Below are 24900 nucleotides of genomic sequence, written 5' to 3'. Positions count from 1 at the left end.
TGCCCATGACCTTTGCCGCCGCGACCTCGACGGACGCCACAGCGCCCGCCAAGAGCCACTATGTCGTCCTCGACGGCCTGCGCGGCGTGGCCGCCCTGATGGTGGTCGCCTTCCACCTGTTCGAGGCCTATTCCGGCGGCAGCCCGCACAAGCAGATCATCAACCACGGCTATCTGGCGGTGGACTTCTTCTTCCTGCTGTCGGGCTTCGTGGTCGCCTACGCCTATGACGACCGCTGGGGCGCCCAGGGCGCCGGCATGAGCCAGCGGCAGTTCTACAAGCGCCGCCTCGTGCGCCTGCAGCCGATGATCGTCATCGGCGGCCTGATCGGCGCGGCCCTGCTGGCCTTCCAGCATTCGCCGATGTTCCCGAAGCTCGAGACCGTCACCGCCTGGCAGGTGACCGGCGTGCTGCTGCTGAGTTTCGTGATGATCCCGCTCCTGCCCTCGGCGGAGATCCGCGGCTGGGGCGAGATCTATCCGCTGAACGGCCCGCAATGGTCGCTGTTCTACGAGTATGTCGCCAACATCCTCTACGCCGTGGGCCTGCGAAAGCTGCCGATCCGCTGGCTGGCCGTCTTGGTCGCGATCTCGGCCCTGGCGCTAGTCGGCCTTCTGGTGCTGGGCCCGCGCGGAGACGTCATCGGCGGCTGGGCGCTGGACGCCAAGGGGGTCCAGATCGGCCTGACCAGGGTGATGTTCCCGTTCTTCGCGGGCGTACTGCTGATGCGCCTGGGCAGGCGGATCAAGATCCGCCACGGCTTTGCTCTGTGCAGCTTGCTGCTGGTGATTGCACTGGCCTTGCCGCGCTTCGGCGGCCCTGAGCGCCTGTGGGTCAACGGCCTGTACGAGGCCGCCTGCGTGATCCTGCTGTTCCCGCTGATCGTCGCCATCGGCGCCGGCGAGAAGGATGTCGAGGGCCCCAGCCTGCGCGTCGCCCGCTTCTTCGGCGACCTGTCCTATCCGCTCTACATCACCCACTATCCGCTGATCTACGTCTACACCGCCTGGGTGGTGGACCATAAGATCCCCGCCGCTCAGGGCGCGCTGGTCGGGGCTGGGGTGTTCGTGGCGGCGGTGGCGATCGCCTGGGTCAGCCTCAAGCTCTACGACGAACCCGTGCGCCGCTGGCTGGCGGGGAAGCTGCTGCGGCGGGGTTAGGAGGGGCGGCGCCTCAAGCGTCCATACTTCCCTCCCCCTTGATGGGGGAGGGGCAGGGGAGGGTGCGGCGTCAAACGCCGCGCCGTCGCCGGCTCGGCAGTCACCCCCATCCCCGACCCTTCCCCCATCAAAGGGGGAAGGGAGGAGGGGTCAGAACCCGATCTTCGGCGCCTTCAGGCGGCGCTTGTTGACGTGGCCCTTGGGGGCGGGGGCCTCGATCTCCTCGGGCAGTTCGCCCTTGAAGTAGAAGCGCTGCCAGGCCTCCTTGGTGGCGGCCGGGTCGCGGGCGGCGATGCGGGCGTTGAACTCGCCGCGCTTCTCGGCCCAGACATCGTACTGCTTGCGCATGTCGGGGTTGGAGTTGAAGTGCCGGATCACCGGCTGCACCGTCTCCAGCGGCTTGTCCTGGATCATGGTGATGAAGCAGAACGGCTCGCCCTTGTTGAAGCGCACCGTGCCGGGGCGGGTGAAGACCCAGTTCATCGTGAAGGGGAAGGGCAGCCAGTCGGTCTCGACGAGGCCCGCCAGCGGCTGGATGCCGTCCTTGATGTGGTTGGGCGGGCCCATGGTCCAGATCAGCCAGTCCGGCGGCGTGCGGAACAGGTAGCCGGTGTGGAAGGTGATCGTCCCGCGCGAGAAGTGCGACTTGACGAAGTCGTCGAAGCCCGGGTGCGGGTGGTCGGCCTTGAAGGTGATGTCGTTCTGGTGGACGCCGCCGTTCCAGGTGGCCTCGAAGCCGACCGGGCACAGGATCTCCCAGCCGGTGGTGTTGGCCATGGTCAGCGGCAGGCAGCGATAGGGGTGGCGGTCGGCGAAGTTGTCCATCCAGGCCCGCTGCGGACGCCCGGGCACGATTTCCGGCGGCCGGCTCTCGGTGGGATAGCACTCCAGGTACATGCCGCTTCTTTCCCGTTCTTGTCGCGCCGAACCCGGCCCTTTTCCCTGCTCTAGCCCTGCGGAGGCGTTCGCGTCCAGCCGTCGGCTTCGGCGGTTTCGGTCTCGCCGCCCGCGTCGCCCTTGCGCTGGGCCAGCTTGCGCAGTTCCTCGTCGCGGGCGGCCGTGTCCCAGGCGCCGCCGGCCTCGCCGGGACGCATGCGCGCAAGGTCGGCGGCGAGCAGCCGGTCCATGGTCTGGGCCGCGTCGCGCGAGGCCAGGATGTAGGCCTCTTCCTGGCCCCACATCGGCTTGAGGTCCTCGAAGGTCTTGCGGTCGTGGCGGCGGAAGAACGAAGTGGCGCGGAAGGCCTTGTGGGCCCGGAAGCCCAGCTTCTGCAGGGCCGTCGAGCCCAGGGCCAGGGCGGCCTCGAAGGTCTCGCGCTCCACCGCGTCGGCGCCGTTGGCCAAGAGGTCGTAGGCGTGGCGGCGGTCCCAGGCGCGGGCCAGGATGATCAGGTTGGGGAAGGCCTTGCGGGCGGTCTCGACCAGTTCGGCGGTCTTTTCGCGGTCGTCCAGCGCGACGATCAGCATGCGGGCGTGCTCGGCGCCGGCGGCGCGCAGCAGGTCCAGGCGCGTGGCGTCGCCATAGTGCACCCGCCGGCCGAAGCGCCGCAAAAGCTCGATCTGCTCGATGTCGCTGTCCAGAACCGTCGACTTGAAGCCGTTGGCCTGAAGCAGGCGGCCGGTGATCTGACCAAAGCGTCCGAAGCCGGCGATGATGATGTCGGGCTCGCCCTCGTCGAACTGCGGGGCTTCCGGCTCGACGTCGGCTATGGCCGCGTTCATCAGCTCGGCGATGCGCTCGTACAGGATCATGGCCACCGGCGTCAGGGCCATGGAGACCGCGACCGTGGCGGTCAGCAGGGCCGCCAGGTCCGCGCCGATGACGCCGGCGCCGACCGTGAAGCTCAGCAGCACGAAGGCGAACTCGCCGCCCTGGGCCAGGGCGGTGGCCACGGCGGCGGCGCTGCGGCCCTGCGCGCCGGCGATGCGGGCGATGCCGAACATCACCGCGAACTTCAGGACCATCAGGCCCAGCACCAGGCCGATCAGGGTCAGCGGCTGGCGGGCGATCAGGGTCAGGTCGATGCCGGCGCCGACAGTGATGAAGAAGAGGCCTAGCAAGAGGCCGCGGAACGGCTCGATGTCGGTTTCCAGTTCGCGGCGGAACTCGCTCTCGGCCAGCACCACCCCGGCCAGGAAAGCCCCAAGAGCGGGAGATAGGCCCACCGACTGCATCAGGCCGGCCACGCCCACGACGATCAGCAGGGCCGCGGCGGTGAAGATCTCGCGCAGGCGGGCCTCGGCGATGAAGCGGAAGATCGGCCGCACGATGAACCGGCCGCTGCCGACGACGACGCCCACCGCGCCCAGCACGGCCAGCCCTTGAGCCCAGGCCGGCAGGTGCGAGATCAGGCTGGCCCCATGGCCGCCGGCGCCCTCGGCATGGGCGTCGGGCGCCACGGTGGCCAGGAGCGGCAGCAGCGCGAACATCGGGATCACCGCCAGGTCCTGCAGCAGCAGCACGCCGAAGGCGGCGCGGCCGACCGGCCCCTGGCGCAGGCCCTTCTCGTCCAGGGTCTGCAGCACGATGGCGGTCGAGGACATGGCCAGAACCAGGCCCACGGCCAGGGCCGTCTGCCAGGGCAGGCTGAGGAGGTAGCCGACGGCGGCCACGGCCAGGGCCGTGCCCACCACCTGGGCGCCCCCTAGGCCGAAGATCGTCTTGCGCATCTCCCACAGGGTGGAGGGGCGCACCTCCAGGCCGATCAGGAACAGCAGGATGACGACGCCGAACTCGGCGAAGCGCATGACGTCGTGCTGCTCGCCCACCAGCGACAGCATGGCCGGGCCGATGAGCACGCCGGCGATCAGGTAGCCCAGCACCGAGCCCAGCCCCAGGCGCTTGGCGATCGGCACCGAGATGACGGCCGCGCCCAGATAGACCAGGGTCTGCTTGAGGAACGGTTCCATGCTCTACGCTCCCTCGGCCGCGTGGTCGGCGGCCAGCAGGGCCGACATCCGCGCCTGGTAGCGCAGGGCTTCGGCTTTCAGCTGCTCGTCGTCCTTCATCGCCGCCCCATGCACCACGAACGGCGTTTCCCAGACCATGCCGCACAGATAGGCCGTCTGCTCCAGCGGGCGCAGGAATTCGTCCAGGGTGAAGCGGTTGTAGCCCTTGGCATGATAGGCCTGGGCCGGGCCGCCGGTGGTGCAGGCCACGAACAGGCGCTTGCCGGCCAGGGCGTCGCCGCCCAGGCCGTAGGCGAAGCCGTGCAGCCAGACCAGATCCAGCCATTCCTTCATCAGGGCCGGCGGCGAGTACCAGAACAGCGGGAACTGCAGGGCTATGATGTCGTGCTGAACCAGCTTCTGCTGCTCGGCCTCGATATCGATCGAAAAGTCCGGATAGGTCTCGTAAAGGTCGTGGAAGGTGACGCCGGAAAGTGCCTTGGCCGCCTTGGCCAGCACGCGATTGGCGCGCGATCGCTCAAGCGCCGGATGGGCCAGGGTCAGCAGGGCGCCGGCGGTGGCGGGCGTCACGATCGGGGTGCTAGGCTGGTTCGTCACGCCCGGCCGCCTACAGCATCCACGTGACGGGAAAATTTATTCATCAAGGCTTGAATTTCTCCGGCCGGCGGGCGAGAGCAGTCGGCGAACGTCGCTCCGGGAGGAAGCATGGTCGACAAGGTGAAATCCGACGCCGCCGAAGCGTTGGCCGGTCTGCTGTTCGACGGCATGACCATCATGGCCGGAGGCTTTGGCCTCTGCGGCATTCCCGAAAACCTGATCGCGGCGATCCGCGAGACGGGGGTCAAGGACCTCACGGTCATCTCCAACAACTGCGGGGTCGACGGATTCGGCTTGGGCATCCTGCTGGAGAACCGTCAGATCAAGAAGATGGTCTCGTCCTATGTGGGCGAGAACAAGCTGTTCGAACAGCTATACCTGAGTGGGGAGCTCGAACTGGAGTTCAATCCGCAGGGCACTCTGGCCGAACGCATCCGCGCCGGCGGCGCGGGCATCCCGGCCTTCTTCACGCGCACCGGCTACGGCACCCTGGTGGCCGAGGGCAAGGAAGTGCGCGAATTCGACGGCGAGATGTACGTGATGGAGCGCGGCCTGACCGCCGACCTCTCGATCGTCAAGGCCTGGAAGGCCGACGCCGAGGGCAACCTCGTCTACCGAAAGACCGCCCGCAACTTCAATCCGATGATGGCCACGGCCGGCAAGGCTACCGTCGTCGAGGTCGAGGAACTGGTCGAGATCGGCGCGCTCGACAAGGACAACATCCATACCCCCGGCATCTTCGTCGACCGCCTGATCAAGGGCGCCAAGTTCGAGAAGCGCATCGAACGCGTCACCACGCGTCCCCGCGAAGCCAAGGAGCAAGCGTAATGGCCTGGACCCGCGACGAGATGGCGGCCCGCGCCGCCAAGGAGCTGCGCGACGGCTTCTACGTCAACCTCGGCATCGGCATCCCGACCCTGGTGGCCAACTACATCCCCGAGGGCATGCACGTGACGCTGCAAAGCGAGAACGGCATGCTGGGCATGGGCCCCTTCCCCTACGAGGGCGAAGAGGACGCCGACCTGATCAACGCCGGCAAGCAGACGATCACCGAGCTGGATTCGAGCTCGTACTTCAGCTCGGCCGACAGCTTCGCCATGATCCGTGGCGGCCACATCGCCCTGTCGATCCTGGGCGGCATGCAGGTGTCAGAGACCGGCGACCTCGCCAACTGGATGGTGCCGGGCAAGATGGTCAAGGGCATGGGCGGCGCCATGGACCTGGTGGCGGGCGTCAAGCGCGTGGTGGTGGTCATGGACCACTGCGAGAAGTCGGGCGCGCCCAAGCTGCTCAAGCAATGCTCGCTGCCGCTGACCGGCGCCGGCGTCGTGGATCTGCTGATCACCGAGCTGGGCGTCTTCGAGATCAACCGCGGCAAGAGCCCGGTGAAGCTGATCGAGCTGGCGCCGGACGTGAGCGTGGACGAGGTCAAGGCCAAGACCGAGGCGGCGTTTGAGGTGGCTCTCTAGTTTCCTCTCTCAAAGAGAGGGTTTCCATCGGGCGCAATTGGCCGGCCCATGCGCGACTACTTCGCCCTGATGGCCGGCTGCAGCGCCTGGGCCAACGCCATCTTGCTGGAGGGCTGCGCCCTGCCAGTCTGCAAGCGCGCGGTCGGGGCCTGAGATGCGCCAAGGCCGAGTTTCGCCACATTCGCCCCTAGGGTGCCCCGGTGCAGCTTTCAGGGGAATCGGGCATGCGGGCATTTGGACTGGCGATGACGCTGCTGGCGGCGGGCCTGATGTCGGCCTGCACAGAAAAGGCCGACGCCCAGTCGGCGCCGCCTGCGGCCGCGGTCTCCGCCGCCCAGGTCGAAGGCGGCCCCTATGTGCTGAAGGGCACCCAGGTCTGGACCGTGCCCGACCCCGTTTCGGGCCGCGACTACGAGGTCTTCGTCAGCCTGCCGGCCAGCTATGAAGCCAGCCCAAGGCGGCGCTATCCGGTGGTCTTCGTCACCGACGCAGACTACGCGTTCCCGATCATCCGCCAGGTCGCGCGGCGGGTGAACCTGGACGGGCCGGTGATCGAGGAGTTCATCCTCGTGGGCCTGTCCTATTCGCGCGGCGACAACGGCGTCGTCAGCCGCAATCGCGACTACACGCCCACGCCCAACGGCCCCCGCAACGCCGGCGCCGCCGTCCACGGCCAGGGGGCGGCCTATCAGGCCTATCTGAAAAGCCAGGTGATCCCCTTCGTCGAGGGCCGCTTCCGCGCCGATCCCGCCAAGCGGGTGCTGCTGGGCCATTCCTATGGCGGCCTGCTGGGCGCGCAGGTTCTGTTCACCGACCCGGCGATGTTCCACGCCTATGTGCTGGGCAGTCCGTCCTTCTGGTTCGACAAGCGCCACATCATGACCATGGAGGCCGACTACGCCCGCGCCCACAAGGACCTGCCGGCCGACGTCTTCATGTATGTCGGCGGCTACGAGGCGCCGGGCCCCAGCGCGCGCAATACCACCGGCCCCGACATGGTCGCCGACATGAAGGCCATGGAGCAGGCGCTCAGATCGCACGGCTATCGGGGCCTGAAGGTGCGCTCGACCGTACTGGAAGACGAGGATCACCTGACCGTGGCCCCGGTCGGCTTCACCCGCGCCCTGATGGCCGTATTGCCGGCCAAGCGCTGATGGGCGGATCAATTCACGCCTGTAGCTCCACCCCCTGGATGTGCTAGATCGCGACCATGAAACGCGCCGTCGAGCACCGTATCGGGGTCCAGGCCCCCGCCGAGATCGTCTGGGAAGTCGTGTCCGAGTTCGAGCGCTGGCACGAGTGGAACCCGCTCTACGTCAAGGCCGCCGGCCAGCTGAAGATCGGCACGGCCCTGACCCTGGAAGAGGCGATCGCCGACCGCCCGGTCAAGGTGATCCAGCCGATCGTCCAGGACTGGGTGCCCTACGAGCAGCTGCACTGGCGCAGCCAGCGCCTGGGCGGCTTCGTCACGGCCATCCGCTACCTGGAAGTCGAGAACATGGGCGAGAGCAACGCCACCTTCTCGAACGGCGAGCTGTTCATGGGCCTGCTGGTCAAGTGGATCTCCAAGGACGAGCGCCGCGCCCTGAAGGCCGCCTTCACGGCCATGGGCGAGGCGGTGCGCGACCGCGCCGAGGCCCTCTGGCAAGCGCGCGCGGCCGCCCCATCTGAAGCCGGATGATCGACGATCTCTACAGCGCCAGGATCCTCAACCTCGTGGCCAACATGCCGCGAGCCGGACGCCTGGCCGCGCCGGACGCCAGCGCCGAGCGGGCGGCCAAGCTGTGCGGCAGCCGGATCCTCGTCGACGTCGTGGTCAAGGACGGCAAGGTCGCCGACTTCGCCCAGGAGGTTTCGGCCTGCGCCCTGGGCCAGGCCAGCGCCGCCGTGCTGGGCGCCAACGTGATCGGCGCGGATCTTTCCGAACTTGAGTTGGCCCGCGACGCCCTGGCCGCTATGCTGAAGGCGAACGGCCCGCACCCTGCGGGCCGCTTTGCGGAGCTCGCCGTGCTGGAGCCGGTCAAGGACTATCCTGCCCGTCACGCCTCGACGCTTTTGGCGTTCGAGGCCGCGGTCGAGGCTGTCCGGAAGGCCACAGGGGCGACCCAAACGCGAACTAGCCGCGCCGGCGCCGCTTGATCGGAGCTTTTCGCGGGTGCGATAAGTCCCCGACTCCGTTCGCGAAAGCGCCGGCATGAGCCTTTATCACCGCGTCGTCGACTTCGGCCTGCGCGCCTACAAGTTGACGCTCTCGCCTCTCATCGGGCGCCAGTGCCGCTACCTGCCGACCTGCTCGGAATACGCGGCCCAGGCGCTCAAGGATCACGGACCCGCCAAGGGGTCCTGGCTCGCTCTGCGACGGATATGCCGCTGCAATCCGTTCGGAGGCTGGGGGTACGACCCGCCGCCTCCGCCGCGCGAGCCGCGCAAGTGGATGTGTGAAGAATGATCGATCTGGTTTTCCCCGACGGCTCCTCCCGTCAGTACCCCGACGGCTCGACGGGGCGTGACGTCGCCGCGGCCATTTCCAAGTCGCTCGAGAAGAAGGCCCTGCTGATCAAGCTGGACGGCCAGGTGCTCGACCTCGATCGCGTCCTGACGCCCGACCTGCTGACCGGCGAGCGCAAGTTCGAGATCCTGACGCGCGACGCCCCCGAGGCTCTCGACACGATCCGCCACGACACCGCCCACGTGCTGGCCGAGGCCGTGCAGGAGCTGTTCCCCGGCACGCAGGTGACGATCGGCCCCAACGTCGAGGACGGCTTCTACTACGACTTCGCCCGCGACGAGCCGTTCAGCCTGGACGACCTGGCGACGATCGAAAAGCGCATGAAGGAGATCGTCGACCGCGACGAGAAGATCACGCGCGAGGTCTGGGACCGCGACGAGGCCATCAAGCACTTCGACGAGATCGGCGAGCAATATAAGGCCCAGATCATCCGCGACCTGCCGGGCACGGACACGATCACGGTCTATCGCCAGGGGGCCTGGAAGGACCTCTGCCGCGGGCCGCACCTGCCGTCGACCAAGCACGTCGGCAAGGCCTTCAAGCTGACCAAGCTGGCCGGCGCCTACTGGCGCGGCGACCAGAACAACGCCCAGCTGCAGCGCATCTACGGCACGAGCTGGGCCTCGGAAGCCGACCTCGAAGCCTATCTGAAGCGCATCGAGGAAGCCGAGAAGCGCGATCACCGCAAGCTGGGCAAGGCGCTCGGCCTCTTCCACATGCAGGAAGAAGGCCGGGGCATGGTCTTCTGGCATCCCAAGGGCTGGAAGCTGTGGCAGAACCTCGAAGCCTACATGCGCCGCAGCCTCGACCGCGCCGGCTATATCGAGGTCAAGACGCCCCAGGTCCTGGACAAGACCTTCTGGGAGAACTCGGGCCACTGGGACAAGTACCGCGCCAACATGTTCGTCTGCGAGACCGTCGAAGGCGAGATCCTGTCCCTCAAGCCGATGAACTGCCCGGGCCACGTGCAGATCTGGAATGTCGGCCAGCGCTCGTACCGTGAGCTGCCGATGCGCATGGCCGAGTTCGGCGCCTGCCACCGCTACGAGCCGTCGGGCGCGCTGCACGGCCTGATGCGGGTGCGCGCCTTCACCCAGGACGACGCCCACATCTTCTGCCGTGAAGACCAGATCGTCGAGGAGACCGAACGCTTCATCCGCCTGGCGCGGATGATCCACGCCGACCTTGGCATGACGACCAAGTACATCGCCCTGGCCACGCGCCCGGAACTGCGCGCCGGTTCGGACGAGTTCTGGGACAAGGCCGAAGGCATGCTGGCCGAGGCTGCGCGCCTGGCCGGCGTCGAGCCGGTGATCGCAGAGGGCGACGGCGCCTTCTACGCGCCCAAGCTGGACTTCATCGTGCAGGACGCCATCGGTCGCGAGTGGACCTGCGGCACGCTGCAGTTGGACTACGTGCTCCCGGAACGTTTGGACGCCGAATACGTTGCCGAAGACGGATCCAAGAAGCGGCCGGTGATGCTGCATCGCGCGATCCTGGGGTCGTTCGAGCGGTTTATCGGTATCTTGTTGGAAAACTACGCGGGCCATCTGCCGCTTTGGCTGGCGCCGACGCAGATCGTCGTGGCGACGATCACGTCGGATGCGGACGATTACGCGCGGACTGTCGTTGAGCGGTTGACTGCGGCGGGATTGCGCGCGGAGGTCGACCTGCGTAACGAGAAGATCAACTACAAGATTCGCGAGCACAGCCTCGCAAAGGTTCCCGTGATCGCAGTGGTCGGGCGTAAGGAAGCGGAGACGGGGCAAGTCGCCCTGCGGCGCCTGGGCGGCGAGGGTCAGCAGATCCTGTCGCTCGACGAGGCGCTGTCGGTGCTGGGCCAGGAGGCCACGCCTCCGGACCTCGCGCGGGCTCTGGCTCCGCAAGCCATGCCGGAGCCTGCCCAGGTCTGACATGAACAGCATTCTCCCGTCCTTTACGGTCCTCGCCGCAGGCGCGCGTCCCGCCAAGCCCTTGGTTTCGGTGGTGATGGTCGTCTACTGGACGGGAGAAGCGCTGGTCGACAGCATCCGCCACGTGCTGGCCGAGCCGATGGTCGACGAGTTCGTCATCGTCGATAACGGCTCCTCGCCGCAGGAGGCCGACATGCTGCGGGCGCTCGGCCTGACCGAGCCTCGCGTGCAGCTGGTGCAGGGACACGGCAATGTCGGCTTCGCCAGGGGGGCCAATCTCGGCGCCCAGGTGGCGCAGGGCGAATACCTGATCTTCCTCAATCCCGACGCATACCTGCAACCGGACTGCGTGCCTGCGATGGTCGCGGCCTTCCGCGACCAGCCGGTCCCGACCGTAATGGGCGCGCGGGTCATGAACATCGACGGCACCGAGCAGCGCGGCGGTCGTCGCGGCGAGGTGACGCCGGTCACCACCCTGCTCAGCCTTTCGCAGCTCAGCCAGAAGGTGGCGCGGTTCAAGCGGTTCGAGATCCACCGCGAGCATGAGCCTCTGCCCGCCGAGCCGACGTCGATGCCGACCATCTCGGGCGCCTGCTTCGCCCTGCGCCGGACGGACTTCGACGCCCTGGCCGGGTTCGACGAGGGCTACTTCCTGCACGTCGAGGACGTCGACCTGTGCTGGCGCGCCCGCCAGGCCGGCGGCCAGGTGCTGTTCCATCCCAACGCCCGCGTCATCCACCTGGGTCACACCAGCCTGGAACACCCGGTCAAGGTCGAGTTCCACAAGGGCGTGGGCCTGGCGCGCTACTTCATCAAGCGGGCCGACAGCATCCAGCGCTATGCGCTGGCGGTGATGCTGGCGCCTCTGATCCTGGGCCTGTCGGTCTGCCGGCCGGCCATCAACGCGCGCTTGCGCAAGGCCAAGCTGAAGAAGGCCAGAGCCTAGGGCCGGCTTTCCAGCCGCCCGGCATAGCCGAAGATCACGCCCAGCCAAGGATGGGCGACCAGCACGCGGAAGCGGTAAAGTCCGTCGCGCGCGAAGATGCGGGCCCGCGTGCGTGGCGCCCAGGCCGTCGGCAGGGGCAGCCGCCCCAACCGCCAGCTCTCGAAGTTCCAGGAAAAGCCGTCGGCGCGGGGCGAGGCGTGGAAGCGGAAGGTCAGCAGGCCGACCGTTTCCTCGAAGGCGAACGGATCGCCAAGCGCGGGGTGGACGTGCGAGGCGAAGGCCCGGCCGCCGAAACGCCGGCTCCATGCCTCGCCGCCGCCCGGCAGGGGCGTGATGAACACCGCCGTGGCATGGACGCCCGGGGCGGGCAGGCTCTGCAGCTGCCGGACCATCACCGCGGGGCCGCCGTCGCCCCGCGCCCGGGCGTGGCCGTGCAGCGCTACGGGCGTCGCGCCGTGATGGGCGGCGCGCACGGCCTGCGGCAGGTCGGCGAAGGCCTTGCCCAGCGCGCGCGGGAACACGCCCCCAGGGTCGTGGATGCTCATGCGGCCGGCGGTTCGAGCACGAAGCGGGCCCGCTGCGCCAGCGTCGGAACCATGCAGGTCGAGCGCTTGCCCATCAGCCGGTAGCGGTTGGCGGCCAGCCAGTCGTAGCCGGCATCGAGCCAGGCCCTGGGCAGCACGCCGACGACCGCCGCCAGCCACGACCATGGTCCGCCCAGCCGTCGCAGCAGGGCCAGGATCGCCGCGCTCTTTTCCAGCGCCTGGCCGTTATCGAGATAGAGGAAGCTGGCCGGATGGTCCGGATCGATCCCGTGGGCGAGCGCCAGGGCCCGGCCGTAGTCCGACTGGATCGGGGTGAAGCGCATGATCCCCTTGCGGTCGATGGCCAGCACCGCGCGCACCGAACCCGAGCACAGGTTGCAGACCCCGTCGAACAGCCACAGCGGTTCGGGATGGCTCATGGCCTGTCTCCCAGGCATTCGCGCCTGAGGGCCTGCAGGGCGGCGGGCACGTCGCGGCGCATGGCGGCCGCCGCCATCCCGGCCGGCAGGCCGAATGGAGCGCTGACCTTGTTCTCATAGACCACTCGCGTGGCCGTTCCGTTCTCCAGCGGAGTCAGCAGCCACTGGCCTTCGCAGTCGTCGATGTCGCCGCCGATGCAGCGAAAGCCGATGCGCCGGCTTGGGTCCAGCTCCAGACGCGACACCGACCGCAGCATCGGCGAGAACAGGCCGCGCTTGATCCAGTGCTCGCGGGTCTCGGCGCGGCCGTCGGGCGAGCGCTCCAGCACCGTGCAGCGCTTGACGCTGGGGGTCATGCGCGAGGCCAGCCGGCAGTCGAGGATCGTGCGCCACACCCGCTCGGGCGGGGCGGGGATGTCGATGGTCGCCCGGACTTCGCCGCGTCCGTCGGCGCCGGCCCGCACGGCGGCCGCACCGTCCGCCGCGACCGCCGGAGACGTCGCCGCAAGCCAGAAGAGAGCGAGGGCCAAGCCGTTCATGCGGTCAGGCTAGTGGGTTTCCACCCGGGCGGGAAAGCGGCTTTATCGCCGTCAGCGCTTGAGGGCGCCCGCGCCGTTGGCGTGCCAAGCCCAGGCGTGCTCGATGATCTCGTCGAGACCATAACGCGGGGTCCAGCCCAGCAGGTCGCGGGCCTTGCCGTTGTCGGCCACCAGGCTCGGGGCGTCGCCGTCGCGGCGCGGCGCCGGCTCCAGCGGGAACGGCCGGTTCGAGCGCCGCTCGATGGCGCCGACCAGTTCCTTGACGCTCGTGCCCGTGCCGGTGCCCAGGTTGAAGGCGGCGCTGTCCTTGCCGGCCAGCAGCCACTTCAGCGCCGCCACGTGGGCGTCGGCCAGGTCCAGCACGTGGATGTAGTCGCGCACGCAGGTGCCGTCGCGGGTGTCGTAGTCCTCGCCGAACAGCATGAACCTGTCGCGCTCGCCCCGCGCCGCGGCGATGGCCAGCGGGATGGCGTGGGTCTCCGGCTCGTGCTTCTCGCCGATGCGCCCCTGCGGGTCGGCGCCGGCGGCGTTGAAGTAGCGCAGAACCACCGAGCGGAAGCCCTTGTAGCGGTCCATGTCGCGCAGGATCTCCTCGACCATCAGCTTGCTGCGGCCATAGGGATTGAGCGGCGCCTGGGGGTGGGACTCGTCCATGGGCACGCGCACCGGCGCGCCGTAGGTGGCGCAGGTCGACGAGAACACCAGCTTGTCGATCCCGGCCCCGCGGGCGGCCTCGACCAGGGTGATCGTGCCGCCGACATTGTTGCCGTAGAACGGGCCGGGCTCGGCCACCGAGAAGCCCACCTCGATGAAGGCGGCGAAGTGGATGACGGCGACCGGCCTGTGCTTGGCGAAGACTTCGTCGAGACGAGCGGCGTCGTTGATGTCGCCCACCTCCAGCGGGCCCCACTGGACGAAGCTTTCCCAGCCGTTGGAGAGGTTGTCGTAGACCACGGGCGTGAAGCCGGCTTCGGCCAGCCGCAGGCAGGTGTGCGAGCCGATATAGCCCGCGCCGCCGGCCACCAGAATGGTTTCGCCCAAGGTCGCGCTCCGTTCAGCGATCGGTTGAAGGTCGCCCCCGGCTCTTCTTGGCGGAGGTCCCGTCCGGGTCAAGACGCCAAGAGGCCTAGCGGCGACTTATGACGGCTTTGCGGTCGCCGTCGCCCAATCAGAAGGCTTCGGCGACGATGGTTCCGTCCGGCAGCAGCGCCGCGCGCTTGAGGCCGCTGGAGGCGAAGGGCATGGCGACATTGCCCTCGCGGTCAATCGACACCAGGCCGCCGTGGCCGCCCAGGTCGGCCACGCCCCGGATGGCGCCGCGCGCGGCTTCTTCCAGGCTCTGGCCGCCGAAGCGGATGCGGTGGGCGATCTGCACGCCGACGGCGGTGCGGATGAAGTATTCGCCCTGGCCGGTGCACGAGACCGCGGCCCAGCCGTCGGCCCAGGCGCCCGCGCCGATGATCGGGCTGTCGCCCACCCGGCCGGGCAGCTTGCCAAACACGCCGGCCGTCGAGGTGGCGGCGGCCAGGCGCCCGTCCTGGTCCAGCGCCACGCAGCCCACCGTGCCGGTGGGAAGACCGCCGGGCGGGGCGTTGTCCTCGAAGGCTCCGGCGCGGGTGTAGTAGCCTTCCGGGTCCTCTACGGTTTCCAGCCCCTGGGCGCGGGCGAAGGCCATGGCGCCCTCGCCGGCCAGCATCACGTGCGGGGTCTGGTCCATCACCGCTCGGGCGGCGCGGATCGGGCTGGCGAAGCCTTGCAGCGCGGCCACCGAACCGGCGCGGCTGGTGGCGCCGTCCATCAGGCTGGCGTCCAGTTCGTATTCGCCCGCGGCGTTGGGCGAGGCGCCCTTGCCGGCGATGTAGAGCCCGCTGGCTTCCAGTGCGGCGACCGTCTCGACCACCACGTCCAGCGCCGAGGCGCCAGCCGCCAGCCGATCGCGTCCGGCCTCGATCAGGCCGCGCATGTGGGCGATCTCGACCGAGTAGTCATGGCCGCGCTTGGCGCCGGCGCCGCCGTGCAGGGCGAGGGTAAAACGTTTGTTTGACATTTGGCTTTCTCGGTCGTCGCGCCTGCGCTAGCGTCGGCCTTCTAAAGCGCGACAGCCAAAAGTGTGAGCGGTTTTGGCGGCCGTCGCGCGCTGTTAAAAGCAAGAACTAGGGAGAAGCGAGATGAAGGCGGTGCTCAGCAAGGAAGTCGGCGGTCCCGAGTCCCTGGTGCTGGAGGAACTGCCCGATCCGGTTCCCGCGCCCGGCCAGGTGCTGATCGACGTCAAGGCCTGCGGGGTCAACTATCCCGACCTGCTGATCATCCAGGACATGTACCAGTTCAAGCCGCAGCGCCCCTTCGCCCCCGGCGGCGAGGTTTCAGGCGTGGTCGCGGCCTTGGGCGAGGGCGTCACCAGCCTGTCGGTCGGCCAGCGGGTGCTGGCCTCGACCGGCTGGGGCGGCATGGCCGACAAGCTGGCCGTCGAGGCCGCTCGCTGCACGCCGATCCCCGACGCCATGCCCTTCGACGAGGCCTCGGCCTTCATCCTGACCTACGGCACCTCGTACTACGCCCTGAAGGACCGGGGCTTCCTCAAGCCGGGCCAGACCCTGCTGGTGCTCGGCGCGGCCGGCGGCGTCGGCCTTGCGGCGGTGGAGCTGGGCAAGGCCATGGGGGCGCGGGTCATCGCGGCGGCCTCCAGCCAGGAGAAGGTCGACCTGGCCATCTCGCGCGGCGCCGACGCCGGCGTCGTCTACGCCCGCGGCCCGTTCGACAAGGACGGCCAGAAGGTCCTGGCCGACCAACTGAAGGCCGCCTGCGGCCCCAATGGCTGGGACGTGGCCTATGACGCGGTCGGCGGCGACTATTCCGAAGCCACCATCCGCGCCGCCGGCTGGGGCGGACGCATGCTGGTGATCGGCTTCCCGTCGGGCATTCCGAAGATTCCGCTGAACCTGACCCTGCTCAAGTCGTGCGACATCGTCGGCGTGTTCTGGGGCGCGGCCGTCGCCCGCGATCCGGCCGGCCACGCGGCCAATGTGCGCGAACTGATGGACCTCTACGCCACCGGCAAGATCAAGCCGTACGTCTCCGAGCGCTTTCCGCTGGAAAAGGCAGGCGACGCCATCGCCCACCTCGCCAGCCGCAAGGCCATGGGCAAGGTGGTGGTTACGGTGGAGTAGGTGGCGTGGCGAGAGTGGTTAAGTCTTCGCAAATCGCCCCTCTGCCGTCCCGTTCTGAAACAGCAGTAAAATCATACGGTTAAACGGTCGGTAAGGACGTCCCTTAGCAAACCGGTTAGGTCACCTGGGCTATTGCTGCTCTTCGAATAGTCGGAGGCGGCGTTCAGATGTTCCTTCCTGCTCGCGACGCGTTTCCCGTAGAGGCGCGCCGCCCTTACCGCATGAACCGTCGACCCGAGGAGCGCGTGAAGGTGCTCGGGGGCGAGATGGATCTCGTGCGCCCCGAGGAGGTCTTCCACTTCGTGGCGGGCCGGATCGCGGGCGGCAAGGGCGCAATCGTCGCCAACCACAACCTGCACAGCCTGTATCTGCTGCAGAAGGACCCGCAGGTCGTCGACTTCTTCAAGGCCGCCGAGCTGATCGAAGTCGACAGCGTGCCGCTGATCTTCTGGGCGCGCATCGTCGGCCGGGCCAGTCGCCGCTTCCACCGCTGCACCTATCTGGACTGGCGCAACGACTTCTGGGCGCGCGCCACCAAGGAGAACTGGAAGGTGTTCTTCGTCGGCGGCGCCCCGGGCGTGGCCGACAAGGCGCTGGAAAACATCCGTCGCGACTGGCCGGCCGCCCAGGTCGAGAGCCATCAGGGCTATTTCGACGTCACCGACGGCTCGGCGGAAAACGAGGCCGTGGTCGAGAAGATCAAGGCCTACAAGCCCGATATCCTCTTCGTCGGCATGGGCATGCCGCGCCAGGAGAAGTGGCTGCTGGAGAACCACAAGAAGCTCGCGCCCTGCGTCGGCTTCACGGTCGGCGGCGCCTTCGACTACGAGGCCGGCGTCCAGTTGGCCGCGCCGCGCTGGATGGGCCAGGTGGGCATGGAATGGCTGTTCCGGCTGATGGCCGATCCCGAGCGGCTGTTCACCCGCTACTGCGTCGAGCCGTGGCATCTGTTCGGTCCGGCCATGGTCGACGCCCGAAGGGCTCTTGCGCGGCAGCTGAAGCCGGGCAAAAAGAAGAACGCCGTTCCGCCGGAGGCCGCCTATCGGCGGGCCACCGATCTCGCGCTCAAGCCTTAACCGGACGTCCGTGGGGGACCAATGGGTTTGAAGATCGAAAAGAAGCCGCGTCGCCGCGCGACCGAGCAGCCGAATGCGTGGCAGCGCGTCTGCGCCGTCTTCGGCCTGGCGGGCCTCGTCCTGGCCTGGGCGGTGATGCTGGTTCCGTGCGCCCTCTGGCTGCTGTTCAGCCTGGTGACCCGGCGTCCCGCGCAGGGGCGTCCGCTGTTCGGCCGCGCCTCGGCTGGCTGACGCCAGGTAAGGCTGGCCGCCCGCGCCCGGCCGTCCCATGATCCCGCCGCGCCAAGCGGCCCGCTCCCAGAGGCTGCGCGCCAATAGGGAGGATGCCGCATGGGCGGACGTCTGGACGGCAAGGTCGCCGTCGTCACCGGAGCCTGCTCGGGCATAGGCCTGGGAACCGTCGAACTGTTCGTCGCCCAGGGCGCACGGGTGATCGCCGCCGACCTGCAAGGCGAGAAGGGGGCGATGCTGGAGCAGCGTTTCCCCAACGCCGTGCGCTTTGCCCGCTGCGACGTCACGGTCGAGGACGATATCGCCGCCGCCATCGGCCTGGCTGCCGAGGCCTTCGGCGGGCTCGACATCCTGTTCAACAACGCCGGACACGGCGGCGCGCCCAACGGCGTGGCCGACATGACGGGCGCGGCCTGGGACGCGACCTTCGCGGTGCTGCTGCGGGGCCCTGTGCTGGGCATGAAGCACGGCCTGCCGGCCATGCGCGCCCGGGGCGGCGGCTCGATCATCAACACCGCCTCGATCGCCGGCCTGCAGGCCGGCTTCGGGCCGCTGGCCTATTCCTCGGCCAAGGCGGCGGTGATCCACATGACCCGCTGCGCGGCGGCCGAGCTGTCGCCGCTGGGCGTGCGGGTCAACGCCATCTGCCCGGGCCTGATCGCCACCTCGATCTTCGGAGCCTCGATCGGGCTTTCCCGGGACGTCGCCGACCAGATGGCCGCCCGTGTCGCCGAGGTCGGACCCAAGATCCAGCCGATCGCCAAGGCCGGCCTGCCCGAAGACATAGCCGCCGCGGCCCTCTATCTGGCCAGCGACGACAGCGCCTTCGTCAGCGGCACGCACATCGTCGTCGACGGCGGCATCACCATCGGCCCGCGCAGCAGCTGGGACGTACGTACGCCCTCGCCGATCCTGGCGGCCATGGGCGTCTCGCCCGAACAGGCCCAGGCCATGCGCGAGGCGATGATCGCGGGCCAGGCGGCCGAGTAAGGGGGCGACCTGCGCGATGGTGCTCGGCTTATCGCTTGTCGGGTGCTATCGTGAGCTGCATGTGGCCCGAGATCATCGCGCAGTTGGCCTCGACGCCCGAGGTTCTCGCCAGCCTCAATCCGCCTGCGAGCACGCGGGAGATCGATGCGCTGGAGCGACGGGTGGGCGCGCGGCTTCCCGACAGCTTCAAGGCGTACCTGGCGACGATGGACGGCCAGAACGATCTGGGCGAGACGGCTTGGCTCGTCGAGTACAACCGGTTCCTGCCGGTCGCCGAGATCATCGAGACCATGGACACGATGAAGGCGCTGTTCGCCGGCGAGGGGCGGATCGCGCACATCGCGGAAAACCGGATTCGGCCCGTGCTCTGGGACCGGCGTTGGATCCCCTTCGCCGGGTTCATGGGCTCAAACCATCTCGTCCTCGACCTGCATCCTGGTCGCAAGGGCGTGGCGGGCCAGATCTTTCAGTCGTTCCCTGGCGTCGATCTCGAAGACGACGCCACGGTGATCGCCGACAGTTTCACCGATTTCTCTCGCGACCTGCTGGCGACGCTCCAAGCGCGGTCGTGATCGGGTCGTCGCCTCAGCGGCCGTAGAAGTCGCCGTACCAGGCCGCGAAGCGCTGCAGGCCTTCCTCGACCCCGACCTTCGGCTGGTAGCCGGTCAGGGCATGCAGCTTGGAAACGTCGGCATAGGTCGCCGGCACGTCGCCGGGCTGCATCGGCAGGAACACCTTTTCGGCGTTTCGGCCGATGGCGCTTTCGAGGGCGGCGATCATGTCCATCAGGCCGACCGGATTGCTGTCGCCGATGTTGTAGACCTCGTGCCCGCCTTGCGGCGGCGGGTTGTCGAGCACCCCGACGATGCCGTCGACGATGTCGTCGATATAGGTGAAGTCGCGGGCCATCCGGCCCTCGCCATAGACCTCGATCGGCTCGCCGCGCAGGATCTTCTGGGTGAAGCTGAAATAGGCCATGTCCGGCCGGCCCCAGGGGCCATAGACGGTGAAGAACCGCAGGCCCGCCTGCGGGAAGCCGTACAGGCTGGCGTAGCTCTGGCTGATCAGCTCGCACGAGCGCTTGGTGGCCGCGTACAGCGACACCGGCGCCTCGGCCGGATCGGTTTCCTTGAAGCCCTCGCCGGCCAGCGGCCGCTCGCCATAGACGCTGCTGGACGAGGCGTAGACCAGGGCCTCGACCCCGCCGTGGCGGCAGGCTTCCAGCACCGACAGGTGTCCGGCCAGGTTCGAGCGCTCATAGGCGAAGGGATTGTCGATCGAGTAGCGCACGCCGGCCTGGGCGGCCAGATGGACGATCCGCCGGGCGCCCGACGATTTCACCAGCTCCAGCAGGGCCTCGTGGTCGGCGATGTCCAGGCGGATCATCGAAAAGCCCGGGCGGCCTTCCAGGCGCGCGGCGCGGGCGTCCTTCAGGGCCGGGTCGTAATAGGCGTTGAAGACGTCGACGCCGATCACCGTCTCGCCGCGCGCCAGCAGGCGTTCGGCGACGTGCATGCCGATGAAGCCGGCCGCGCCGGTGACGATGACCGGTCCGGCGCTCATGCCCCGCGCCCCACCGAGGCGTAGGTGAAGCCGTTGCGGACCATTTCGTGGGGCTTGTAGACGTTGCGCAGGTCGACGACGACGGGGGCGGCCAGCAGGGTCTTGAGGCGTTCCAGGTCGAGGGCGCGGAACTGGTCCCACTCGGTGAGGATCAGCAGCACGTCGGCCTTGTCGGCGGCCTCGTAGGGGCCGGCCACGAAGGTGACGCCGGGCAGCAGGGCCTCGGCCTCGTGGCGGCCCTCGGGGTCGAAGGCCTGGACCTTGGCGCCCTTGGCCTGCAGGGCCGGCAGGATGTCGAGACTGGGGGCGTCGCGCATGTCGTCGGTGTTGGGCTTGAAGGTCACGCCCAGCACGCCGACGGTCTTGCCCGAGAGGTCCTCGGTTCCGAGCACGGCGGCGACCTTGTCGGCCATGGCCTTCTTGCGGGCGGCGTTGACCTCGACCGTGGTCTCGATCAGCCGGGTCGGGGCGCCGTAGTCGGCGGCGGTCTTGACCAGGGCGGTGATCTTCATGACGGGCTCGCGAAGTTCGTGAGCGCATCATCGGGATATCCATTGAATTCGAGGTCAAAATGCTTGGTGTTTTAACGTATAATCAATCTGGTTTATTTGATGTTATTGGTAATCGCTGGTGAATATTCAGGGTTAAATTGATATCGAGAATTGCGGTTTATTTATCGTAAATACGCAAGGCGGCGGTTGAAGCGCCCTTGCGCGTAAGGCATTTTGGAGAACGACCCTTCCGATCCTCCTCAATCGTCTTCAGGTCCATGGTCTTCGGCTTCCTGCGCCCCAAGTCTCGATCCAAGTCCGAAGCAGCCTCCGCCGACGGCCGAGTGGTTTACGGCGTGGGCGACATTCACGGCCGTCTCGACCTGCTCGACCAGCTTCTCGACGTCGTGGCCGCCGACTTCGCCGCGCTTGGCCGGCAGGACCTGCCGGTCATCGTGTTCGTCGGGGACTATGTGGACCGCGGGCCGGACTCGGCCGGGGTCGTCGACCGCATCGCCGCGCTGAAGGCCGCCTCGGGCGGCGCCTCGGGCTTCGAGGTGCGGGCGCTGATGGGCAATCACGAGCAGACCCTGCTGCAATTCCTCGACAGCCCCGAGGGCGGCCCGGTCTGGACCGAGTTCGGCGGGGGCGAGACCCTGGCCTCATACGGCGTGGCGCGGCCGGTGGGGCGCGACCCCGAGGCCTGGCGCGCGGCGCAGGAGCAGTTCCAGCGCAACCTGCCCCTGCGCCACCTGAACTTCCTGCGGCAGCTGGAGCTGACCGCCGTCTACGGCGACTATCTGTTCGTCCACGCTGGCGTGCGGCCGGGCCGGCCGCTGGTCGACCAGGATCCGCAGGACCTGCTGTGGATCCGGGGCGACTTCCTGCACCAGCCGCACGGCCTGGGCATGGTCGTGGTGCACGGCCACACTCCCGACGAGGAGCCGTTCCTGGGCCGTGACCGGATCAATGTCGACACCGGAGCCTATGCGACAGGCGTTCTGACCGCGGTCCGGGTGGGGCAGGGCGCCCCGACCATGCTGCAAGCGCGAAAACGACGCCCCGTCCCGGTGTGAAGCTTGTGGGTCCTGAGTCTCCATGCGATGAGACCTCAGAGGGACGCAGCCGAGAGACTGACGAGAATGATTACCGTTCGACGCTTTATTCGGGCGGCTTCGATCTGCCTGGCCCTCGCCGCGACGGCGCCGATTGCCCACGCCCAGGATACCGCTCCGCCGCCTCCCGCCGCCGCTGCTGCGGCGCCGCAAGGCGCGCTTCCCGCCGGTCCGACCACTGGGGCGCCGGCCGCGCCCGTCGATCCCGACTACCAGCTCGGTTCGGGCGACAAGGTTCGGGTCACCGTCTTTGGCGAGCCCACGCTTTCGGGCGAATTCTTCGTCACCGGCTCGGGCCTGGTGTCCCTGCCGCTGCTGGGCGAGGTCAAGGCCGCCGGCCTTAGCGTCCGCCAGTTCCAGGAAACGGTCGAGACCGCCCTGCGCAACGGCTACCTCAAGCAGCCGCGCGTTAGCGCCGAGGTGCTGAACTTCCGTCCGTTCTATATCCTGGGCGAGGTCAGCAAGCCGGGCACCTATCCCTACACCTCGGGCCTGACTGTTCAGAACGCCGTGGCCACCGCCGGCGGCTACACCTACCGGGCCGACAAGAACAAGGTCTACATCAAGCGTCTCGGCGAGGAGAAAGAGACCAAGATGAGCCTGACCCCGTCGACCCAGGTCGCGCCGGGCGACACGGTCCGTATCGGCGAGCGCTTCTTTTAAGACTGCAAAAGCAGGCGTGGCGTTTTCCGGGGCCTGGATCGGATTAGGATCTCATTGACCACGAGGCGCGGCGATAGGCCGCGCCTGCGACTACCTGGCCGCGTAATAGAAACCATTTTTTTGTATCTTTCCGCACAGAGTGGGTAGGACCACTCTGGGGGAACGCCTTTGTTGAAGGTTCTGACCTGCCTGACGGGGCAGCACGACTTCAGGCTCGTGCTCGTCGCGGGCCTCGTCTGCTTCGCCGCCTGCTTCACGGCCTTCCGGCTATTCTCGCGCCTGCGCGGCGCGCGCGGTCTCGTGCGCGGCGCCTGGCTGCTGCTCACCGGCCTCGTCGCCGGCTCGGGCGTCTGGGCCACCCACTTCATCGCCATGGTCGCCTACGATCCCGGCCTGAAGACGGGCTACAGCCCGGCCGGCACGCTGCTGTCGCTGATGATCGCCGTGCTGTTCATGGCCGCCGGCTTCGCCGTGGCCTCGGCCGAGCGCACCCGGACCAACGACTGCGCCGGCGGCCTGCTGCTGGGCCTGGGCATCGGCGCGATGCACTTCACCGGCATGTCGGCCTTCGTCACCCAAGGCTATGTGGTCTGGGAACAGGCCACCGTCGCCGCCTCGGTGGTGATCGGCGTGAGCCTGTCGGCCGTGGCCTTGGTCGTCGCCGGCCGCGCCCGTTCGCTGGCCAAGCAACTGATCGGCGGCACGGTGCTGACGCTGGGCGTCTGCGGCCTGCACTTCACCGGCATGGGCGCGGTCACCATCGTTCCCGACGTCAACGTCGTCGTGCCCGACCAGCTGCTGTCGGGCGCCATGCTGACCCTGGCCGTGACCTCGATCACGGGCCTGATCATCCTGGGCGGCCTGGGCGCGGTGACCATCGAGTCCTCGACCAGCCGCTCGGCGCTGGACCGCATCCGCCGCCTGGCCAACGCCGCCTACGAAGGCATCGTCGTGGTCCAGGACGGCCGCATCAACGACGCCAACGCCGCCTTCGCCGAACTGGCCGGCGCCCCGCTGGGCGAGCTGGTCGGCAAGCCGCTCTACAACGCCATGCTGACTTTTGACGGCAAGGAGCCGGCCCGCGAGGGCGTGCGCCGCGAAGGGCTTCTTCAGCCCCTGGCCGGCGGTCGGGCCATTCCCGTCGAGGTGTTCTCGCGCCTGATGGACGACGGCGCCCGCACCGAGACCTCGGGCCTGACCGTGCTGGCCATCCGCGACCTGCGCGAGCGCCGCTCGGCCGAAGAGAAGATCCGCTACCTGGCCGAACACGACGGCCTGACCGGCCTGCCCAACCGCAATTCGCTGCAAGCGCGCCTGGCCGCGGCCCTGGAGCGCGTCGAGGCTTCCGGCGAGACGCTGTCGCTGGTCTGCATCGATCTTGATCACTTCAAGGAAGCCAACGACCTGCACGGCCACCTGGCGGGCGACGCCCTGCTGGTCGAGGCCGCGCGCCGCCTGCAGGACGCCGTGACCGCCCCGTCCTTCGCCGCGCGCCTGGGCGGCGACGAGTTCATCCTGGTGCAGATCGCCGCCGGCGATCAGCCCGCCGCCGCCGCCGAACTGGCTGGCCGCGTGCTCGAGCAGCTGTCGGTCCCTGCCGTCTACGAAGGCCAGGACCTGGCCATGGGCGCGAGCCTGGGCGTGTCGCTGTTCCCCGATGACGGCCGCACCGCCGAGGCCCTGCTGGCCAACGCCGACATGGCCCTCTACCGCGCCAAGGAAAGCGGCCGGGGCGTCTATCGCTTTTTCAAGCGCGAGATGGACGAGACCATCCGTGAACGTCGCACCCTGGCCCGCGAGCTGCGCCAGGCGATCACCGACGAGGAACTGGTGGTGTTCTACCAGCCCCTGGCCCGCGCCGCCGACGGCGAGGTCTGCGGCTTCGAGGCCCTGGTCCGCTGGAAGCACCCGGTGCGCGGCATGGTCCCGCCGCTGGAGTTCATTCCGGTGGCCGAGGAGAACGGCCTGATCACCCAGCTGGGCGAATGGGTCCTGCGCCGCGCCTGCGCCGACGCCGCCAGCTGGGACCGCCCGCTGCGCATCGCCGTCAACCTGTCGCCGCTGCAGCTGAACCAGCCGAACCTGCCGACCCTGGTGCACGAGGTGCTGATCGCCACCGGCCTGTCGCCCTCGCGCCTGGAGCTGGAGATCACCGAAAGCGCCCTGTTCAAGGACTACCAGCGCGCGCTCGACAACCTGCGCCGCCTGAAGGCCCTGGGCGTTCGCATCGCCATGGACGACTTCGGCACCGGCTTCTCGTCGCTGTCGACCCTGCAGTCGTTCCCGTTCGACAAGATCAAGATCGACAAGAGCTTCGTGGAGAACATCCACCGCCACGACCGCGCCACCGTCATCGTGCGCGCCGTGCTGGGCCTGGGCCGCAGCCTGGAGATCCCGGTCGTGGCCGAGGGCGTCGAGACCCAGGAGCAGATCGACTTCCTGCGCGGCGAGTCCTGCGCCGAGCTGCAGGGCTACGCCATCGGCCGTCCCGGCCCGATCGACAGCCTGTCGGCCTGGACCCTGGCCCGCGCCGCGGCGGCCGCCGCCGCGGAGGTCGAGACCAAGGCCCGCGGCGCGGCCTGATCAGAAGCAACCTGC

General features: G+C 68.5%; 26 protein-coding genes and 1 pseudogene. 17 read left to right on the top strand and 10 right to left on the bottom strand.

Annotated features, from left to right (window positions below; genetic code table 11):
* The first annotated feature begins 5 nt into the window (after positions 1-5).
* Positions 6-1160 (top strand): acyltransferase family protein, encoded by a 1155-nt coding sequence (locus DDF67_RS19075; RefSeq protein ID WP_109102420.1) that lies wholly within the window; start codon positions 6-8, stop codon positions 1158-1160.
* A 150-nt stretch (positions 1161-1310) separates the two neighbouring features.
* Here DDF67_RS19075 and DDF67_RS19070 read toward each other — a convergent pair whose 3' ends face one another.
* The 3 genes from DDF67_RS19070 to kefF are packed head-to-tail and all read right to left on the bottom strand — an operon-like array spanning position 1311 to position 4666.
* Entirely contained in the window at positions 1311-2057 is a 747-nt protein-coding gene (locus tag DDF67_RS19070) for a DUF6065 family protein (RefSeq protein ID WP_109102419.1), read from the bottom strand.
* A 50-nt stretch (positions 2058-2107) separates the two neighbouring features.
* Complete coding sequence (locus tag DDF67_RS19065; RefSeq protein WP_109102418.1) at positions 2108-4069, bottom strand: monovalent cation:proton antiporter-2 (CPA2) family protein; 1962 nt, start codon at positions 4067-4069, stop codon at positions 2108-2110.
* Between the two features lie 3 nt (positions 4070-4072).
* A complete protein-coding gene (kefF, locus tag DDF67_RS19060; protein WP_199229280.1) occupies positions 4073-4666 on the bottom strand; it encodes a glutathione-regulated potassium-efflux system oxidoreductase KefF in 594 nt (197 codons plus the stop codon).
* 108 nt (positions 4667-4774) lie between these two features.
* Here kefF and DDF67_RS19055 point away from each other — a divergent pair, with 108 nt between their 5' ends.
* The 8 genes from DDF67_RS19055 (at position 4775) to DDF67_RS19020 (ending at position 11503) form a co-directional block, all read left to right on the top strand.
* Entirely contained in the window at positions 4775-5494 is a 720-nt protein-coding gene (locus DDF67_RS19055) for a CoA transferase subunit A (protein WP_109102417.1), read from the top strand.
* The gene (locus DDF67_RS19050; RefSeq protein ID WP_109102416.1) at positions 5494-6135 is read left to right on the top strand and encodes a 3-oxoacid CoA-transferase subunit B; all 642 of its coding nucleotides are present in this window, start codon (positions 5494-5496) and stop codon (positions 6133-6135) included. The genes DDF67_RS19055 and DDF67_RS19050 overlap by 1 nt, the downstream gene beginning before the upstream one ends.
* 224 nt (positions 6136-6359) lie before the next feature.
* A complete protein-coding gene (locus tag DDF67_RS19045; protein ID WP_199229279.1) occupies positions 6360-7289 on the top strand; it encodes an alpha/beta hydrolase in 930 nt (309 codons plus the stop codon).
* Between the two features lie 56 nt (positions 7290-7345).
* The gene (locus DDF67_RS19040) at positions 7346-7816 is read left to right on the top strand and encodes an SRPBCC domain-containing protein (protein WP_109102414.1); all 471 of its coding nucleotides are present in this window, start codon (positions 7346-7348) and stop codon (positions 7814-7816) included.
* Positions 7813-8274, top strand: coding sequence for an iron-sulfur cluster assembly scaffold protein (locus DDF67_RS19035; protein ID WP_109102413.1), 462 nt, complete (start codon positions 7813-7815; stop codon positions 8272-8274). Before DDF67_RS19040 ends, DDF67_RS19035 begins: the two co-directional genes overlap by 4 nt.
* A gap of 55 nt (positions 8275-8329) precedes the next feature.
* Positions 8330-8584, top strand: a complete 255-nt coding sequence (gene yidD, locus DDF67_RS19030; RefSeq protein ID WP_101716378.1) for a membrane protein insertion efficiency factor YidD — start codon at positions 8330-8332, stop codon at positions 8582-8584.
* On the top strand, positions 8581-10557 hold the full coding sequence (gene thrS / locus DDF67_RS19025) for a threonine--tRNA ligase (RefSeq protein ID WP_109102412.1): 1977 nt from the start codon (positions 8581-8583) through the stop codon (positions 10555-10557). The genes yidD and thrS overlap by 4 nt, the downstream gene beginning before the upstream one ends.
* 1 nt (position 10558) lies before the next feature.
* The gene (locus DDF67_RS19020) at positions 10559-11503 is read left to right on the top strand and encodes a glycosyltransferase family 2 protein (protein WP_109102411.1); all 945 of its coding nucleotides are present in this window, start codon (positions 10559-10561) and stop codon (positions 11501-11503) included.
* Here the strand turns inward: DDF67_RS19020 and DDF67_RS19015 are convergent.
* The 5 genes from DDF67_RS19015 to DDF67_RS18995 all read right to left on the bottom strand — a co-directional run bounded on the left by DDF67_RS19015 (position 11500) and on the right by DDF67_RS18995 (position 15053).
* Positions 11500-12048: a DUF4166 domain-containing protein gene (locus DDF67_RS19015; protein ID WP_109102410.1), complete on the bottom strand. Its 549-nt coding sequence runs from the start codon at positions 12046-12048 to the stop codon at positions 11500-11502. The genes DDF67_RS19020 and DDF67_RS19015 overlap by 4 nt on opposite strands.
* The gene (locus DDF67_RS19010; RefSeq protein ID WP_233247701.1) at positions 12045-12467 is read right to left on the bottom strand and encodes a thiol-disulfide oxidoreductase DCC family protein; all 423 of its coding nucleotides are present in this window, start codon (positions 12465-12467) and stop codon (positions 12045-12047) included. Before DDF67_RS19010 ends, DDF67_RS19015 begins: the two co-directional genes overlap by 4 nt.
* The gene (locus DDF67_RS19005) at positions 12464-13006 is read right to left on the bottom strand and encodes an SRPBCC family protein (protein ID WP_109102408.1); all 543 of its coding nucleotides are present in this window, start codon (positions 13004-13006) and stop codon (positions 12464-12466) included. Before DDF67_RS19005 ends, DDF67_RS19010 begins: the two co-directional genes overlap by 4 nt.
* A 51-nt stretch (positions 13007-13057) precedes the next feature.
* Positions 13058-14047, bottom strand: a complete 990-nt coding sequence (galE, locus tag DDF67_RS19000; RefSeq protein WP_109102407.1) for a UDP-glucose 4-epimerase GalE — start codon at positions 14045-14047, stop codon at positions 13058-13060.
* Positions 14048-14174: 127 nt separating this feature from the next.
* Positions 14175-15053: an isoaspartyl peptidase/L-asparaginase family protein gene (locus DDF67_RS18995; RefSeq protein WP_109102406.1), complete on the bottom strand. Its 879-nt coding sequence runs from the start codon at positions 15051-15053 to the stop codon at positions 14175-14177.
* Between the two features lie 121 nt (positions 15054-15174).
* Between DDF67_RS18995 and DDF67_RS18990 the strand changes: the two genes are divergently transcribed.
* The 5 genes from DDF67_RS18990 to DDF67_RS18970 all read left to right on the top strand — a co-directional run bounded on the left by DDF67_RS18990 (position 15175) and on the right by DDF67_RS18970 (position 19042).
* On the top strand, positions 15175-16173 hold the full coding sequence (locus DDF67_RS18990) for an NADPH:quinone oxidoreductase family protein (RefSeq protein ID WP_109102405.1): 999 nt from the start codon (positions 15175-15177) through the stop codon (positions 16171-16173).
* 167 nt (positions 16174-16340) lie between these two features.
* Positions 16341-17249, top strand: coding sequence for a WecB/TagA/CpsF family glycosyltransferase (locus DDF67_RS18985; RefSeq protein WP_109102404.1), 909 nt, complete (start codon positions 16341-16343; stop codon positions 17247-17249).
* 21 nt (positions 17250-17270) lie between these two features.
* Positions 17271-17480 carry a hypothetical protein gene (locus DDF67_RS18980; RefSeq protein WP_109102403.1) on the top strand — a complete coding sequence of 70 codons (210 nt, stop codon included), beginning with the start codon at positions 17271-17273 and terminating at the stop codon, positions 17478-17480.
* A 99-nt stretch (positions 17481-17579) separates the two neighbouring features.
* Entirely contained in the window at positions 17580-18470 is an 891-nt protein-coding gene (locus tag DDF67_RS18975; protein ID WP_109102402.1) for an SDR family NAD(P)-dependent oxidoreductase, read from the top strand.
* A 59-nt stretch (positions 18471-18529) separates the two neighbouring features.
* A complete protein-coding gene (locus tag DDF67_RS18970) occupies positions 18530-19042 on the top strand; it encodes an SMI1/KNR4 family protein (protein ID WP_109102401.1) in 513 nt (170 codons plus the stop codon).
* Between the two features lie 13 nt (positions 19043-19055).
* Here the strand turns inward: DDF67_RS18970 and DDF67_RS18965 are convergent, their stop codons facing one another.
* Both DDF67_RS18965 and DDF67_RS18960 read right to left on the bottom strand, forming a co-directional pair.
* Positions 19056-20033 (bottom strand): NAD-dependent epimerase/dehydratase family protein, encoded by a 978-nt coding sequence (locus tag DDF67_RS18965; protein WP_109102400.1) that lies wholly within the window; start codon positions 20031-20033, stop codon positions 19056-19058.
* Positions 20030-20533: pseudogene (locus tag DDF67_RS18960) on the bottom strand (UDP binding domain-containing protein); the annotation flags it as partial. The pseudogene DDF67_RS18960 and the gene DDF67_RS18965, both read right to left, overlap by 4 nt.
* A 269-nt stretch (positions 20534-20802) precedes the next feature.
* Here DDF67_RS18960 and DDF67_RS18955 point away from each other — a divergent pair.
* From DDF67_RS18955 to DDF67_RS18945, 3 genes are all read left to right on the top strand, one after another.
* On the top strand, positions 20803-21600 hold the full coding sequence (locus DDF67_RS18955; RefSeq protein WP_109102399.1) for a metallophosphoesterase family protein: 798 nt from the start codon (positions 20803-20805) through the stop codon (positions 21598-21600).
* Positions 21601-21666: 66 nt separating this feature from the next.
* Positions 21667-22302, top strand: a complete 636-nt coding sequence (locus DDF67_RS18950) for a polysaccharide biosynthesis/export family protein (RefSeq protein WP_109102398.1) — start codon at positions 21667-21669, stop codon at positions 22300-22302.
* A 168-nt stretch (positions 22303-22470) separates the two neighbouring features.
* Entirely contained in the window at positions 22471-24885 is a 2415-nt protein-coding gene (locus DDF67_RS18945; protein WP_109102397.1) for an EAL domain-containing protein, read from the top strand.
* Positions 24886-24900 lie beyond the last annotated feature (15 nt).

Source organism: Caulobacter endophyticus (assembly GCF_003116815.1).
Classification (GTDB): domain Bacteria; phylum Pseudomonadota; class Alphaproteobacteria; order Caulobacterales; family Caulobacteraceae; genus Caulobacter; species Caulobacter endophyticus.
Note: the sequence above shows the minus strand (reverse complement) of the source record. Positions and strands in the feature narration are given on the sequence as shown.

Coding starts and splice junctions, on each gene's coding strand:
- DDF67_RS19065 (WP_109102418.1), bottom strand. CDS start 4,069: ATGGAACCGTTCCTCAAGCAGACCCTGGTCTATCTGGGCGCGGCCGTC.
- DDF67_RS18990 (WP_109102405.1), top strand. CDS start 15,175: ATGAAGGCGGTGCTCAGCAAGGAAGTCGGCGGTCCCGAGTCCCTGGTG.
- DDF67_RS18980 (WP_109102403.1), top strand. CDS start 17,271: ATGGGTTTGAAGATCGAAAAGAAGCCGCGTCGCCGCGCGACCGAGCAG.
- DDF67_RS19005 (WP_109102408.1), bottom strand. CDS start 13,006: ATGAACGGCTTGGCCCTCGCTCTCTTCTGGCTTGCGGCGACGTCTCCG.
- DDF67_RS18975 (WP_109102402.1), top strand. CDS start 17,580: ATGGGCGGACGTCTGGACGGCAAGGTCGCCGTCGTCACCGGAGCCTGC.
- DDF67_RS18955 (WP_109102399.1), top strand. CDS start 20,803: ATGGTCTTCGGCTTCCTGCGCCCCAAGTCTCGATCCAAGTCCGAAGCA.
- DDF67_RS19020 (WP_109102411.1), top strand. CDS start 10,559: ATGAACAGCATTCTCCCGTCCTTTACGGTCCTCGCCGCAGGCGCGCGT.
- DDF67_RS19040 (WP_109102414.1), top strand. CDS start 7,346: ATGAAACGCGCCGTCGAGCACCGTATCGGGGTCCAGGCCCCCGCCGAG.
- DDF67_RS19035 (WP_109102413.1), top strand. CDS start 7,813: ATGATCGACGATCTCTACAGCGCCAGGATCCTCAACCTCGTGGCCAAC.
- DDF67_RS19070 (WP_109102419.1), bottom strand. CDS start 2,057: ATGTACCTGGAGTGCTATCCCACCGAGAGCCGGCCGCCGGAAATCGTG.
- yidD (WP_101716378.1), top strand. CDS start 8,330: ATGAGCCTTTATCACCGCGTCGTCGACTTCGGCCTGCGCGCCTACAAG.
- DDF67_RS18950 (WP_109102398.1), top strand. CDS start 21,667: ATGATTACCGTTCGACGCTTTATTCGGGCGGCTTCGATCTGCCTGGCC.
- DDF67_RS18965 (WP_109102400.1), bottom strand. CDS start 20,033: ATGAGCGCCGGACCGGTCATCGTCACCGGCGCGGCCGGCTTCATCGGC.
- DDF67_RS19010 (WP_233247701.1), bottom strand. CDS start 12,467: ATGAGCCATCCCGAACCGCTGTGGCTGTTCGACGGGGTCTGCAACCTG.
- DDF67_RS19050 (WP_109102416.1), top strand. CDS start 5,494: ATGGCCTGGACCCGCGACGAGATGGCGGCCCGCGCCGCCAAGGAGCTG.
- DDF67_RS19045 (WP_199229279.1), top strand. CDS start 6,360: ATGCGGGCATTTGGACTGGCGATGACGCTGCTGGCGGCGGGCCTGATG.
- thrS (WP_109102412.1), top strand. CDS start 8,581: ATGATCGATCTGGTTTTCCCCGACGGCTCCTCCCGTCAGTACCCCGAC.
- DDF67_RS18995 (WP_109102406.1), bottom strand. CDS start 15,053: ATGTCAAACAAACGTTTTACCCTCGCCCTGCACGGCGGCGCCGGCGCC.
- DDF67_RS18985 (WP_109102404.1), top strand. CDS start 16,341: ATGTTCCTTCCTGCTCGCGACGCGTTTCCCGTAGAGGCGCGCCGCCCT.
- DDF67_RS18970 (WP_109102401.1), top strand. CDS start 18,530: ATGTGGCCCGAGATCATCGCGCAGTTGGCCTCGACGCCCGAGGTTCTC.
- DDF67_RS19075 (WP_109102420.1), top strand. CDS start 6: ATGACCTTTGCCGCCGCGACCTCGACGGACGCCACAGCGCCCGCCAAG.
- DDF67_RS19015 (WP_109102410.1), bottom strand. CDS start 12,048: ATGAGCATCCACGACCCTGGGGGCGTGTTCCCGCGCGCGCTGGGCAAG.
- DDF67_RS19055 (WP_109102417.1), top strand. CDS start 4,775: ATGGTCGACAAGGTGAAATCCGACGCCGCCGAAGCGTTGGCCGGTCTG.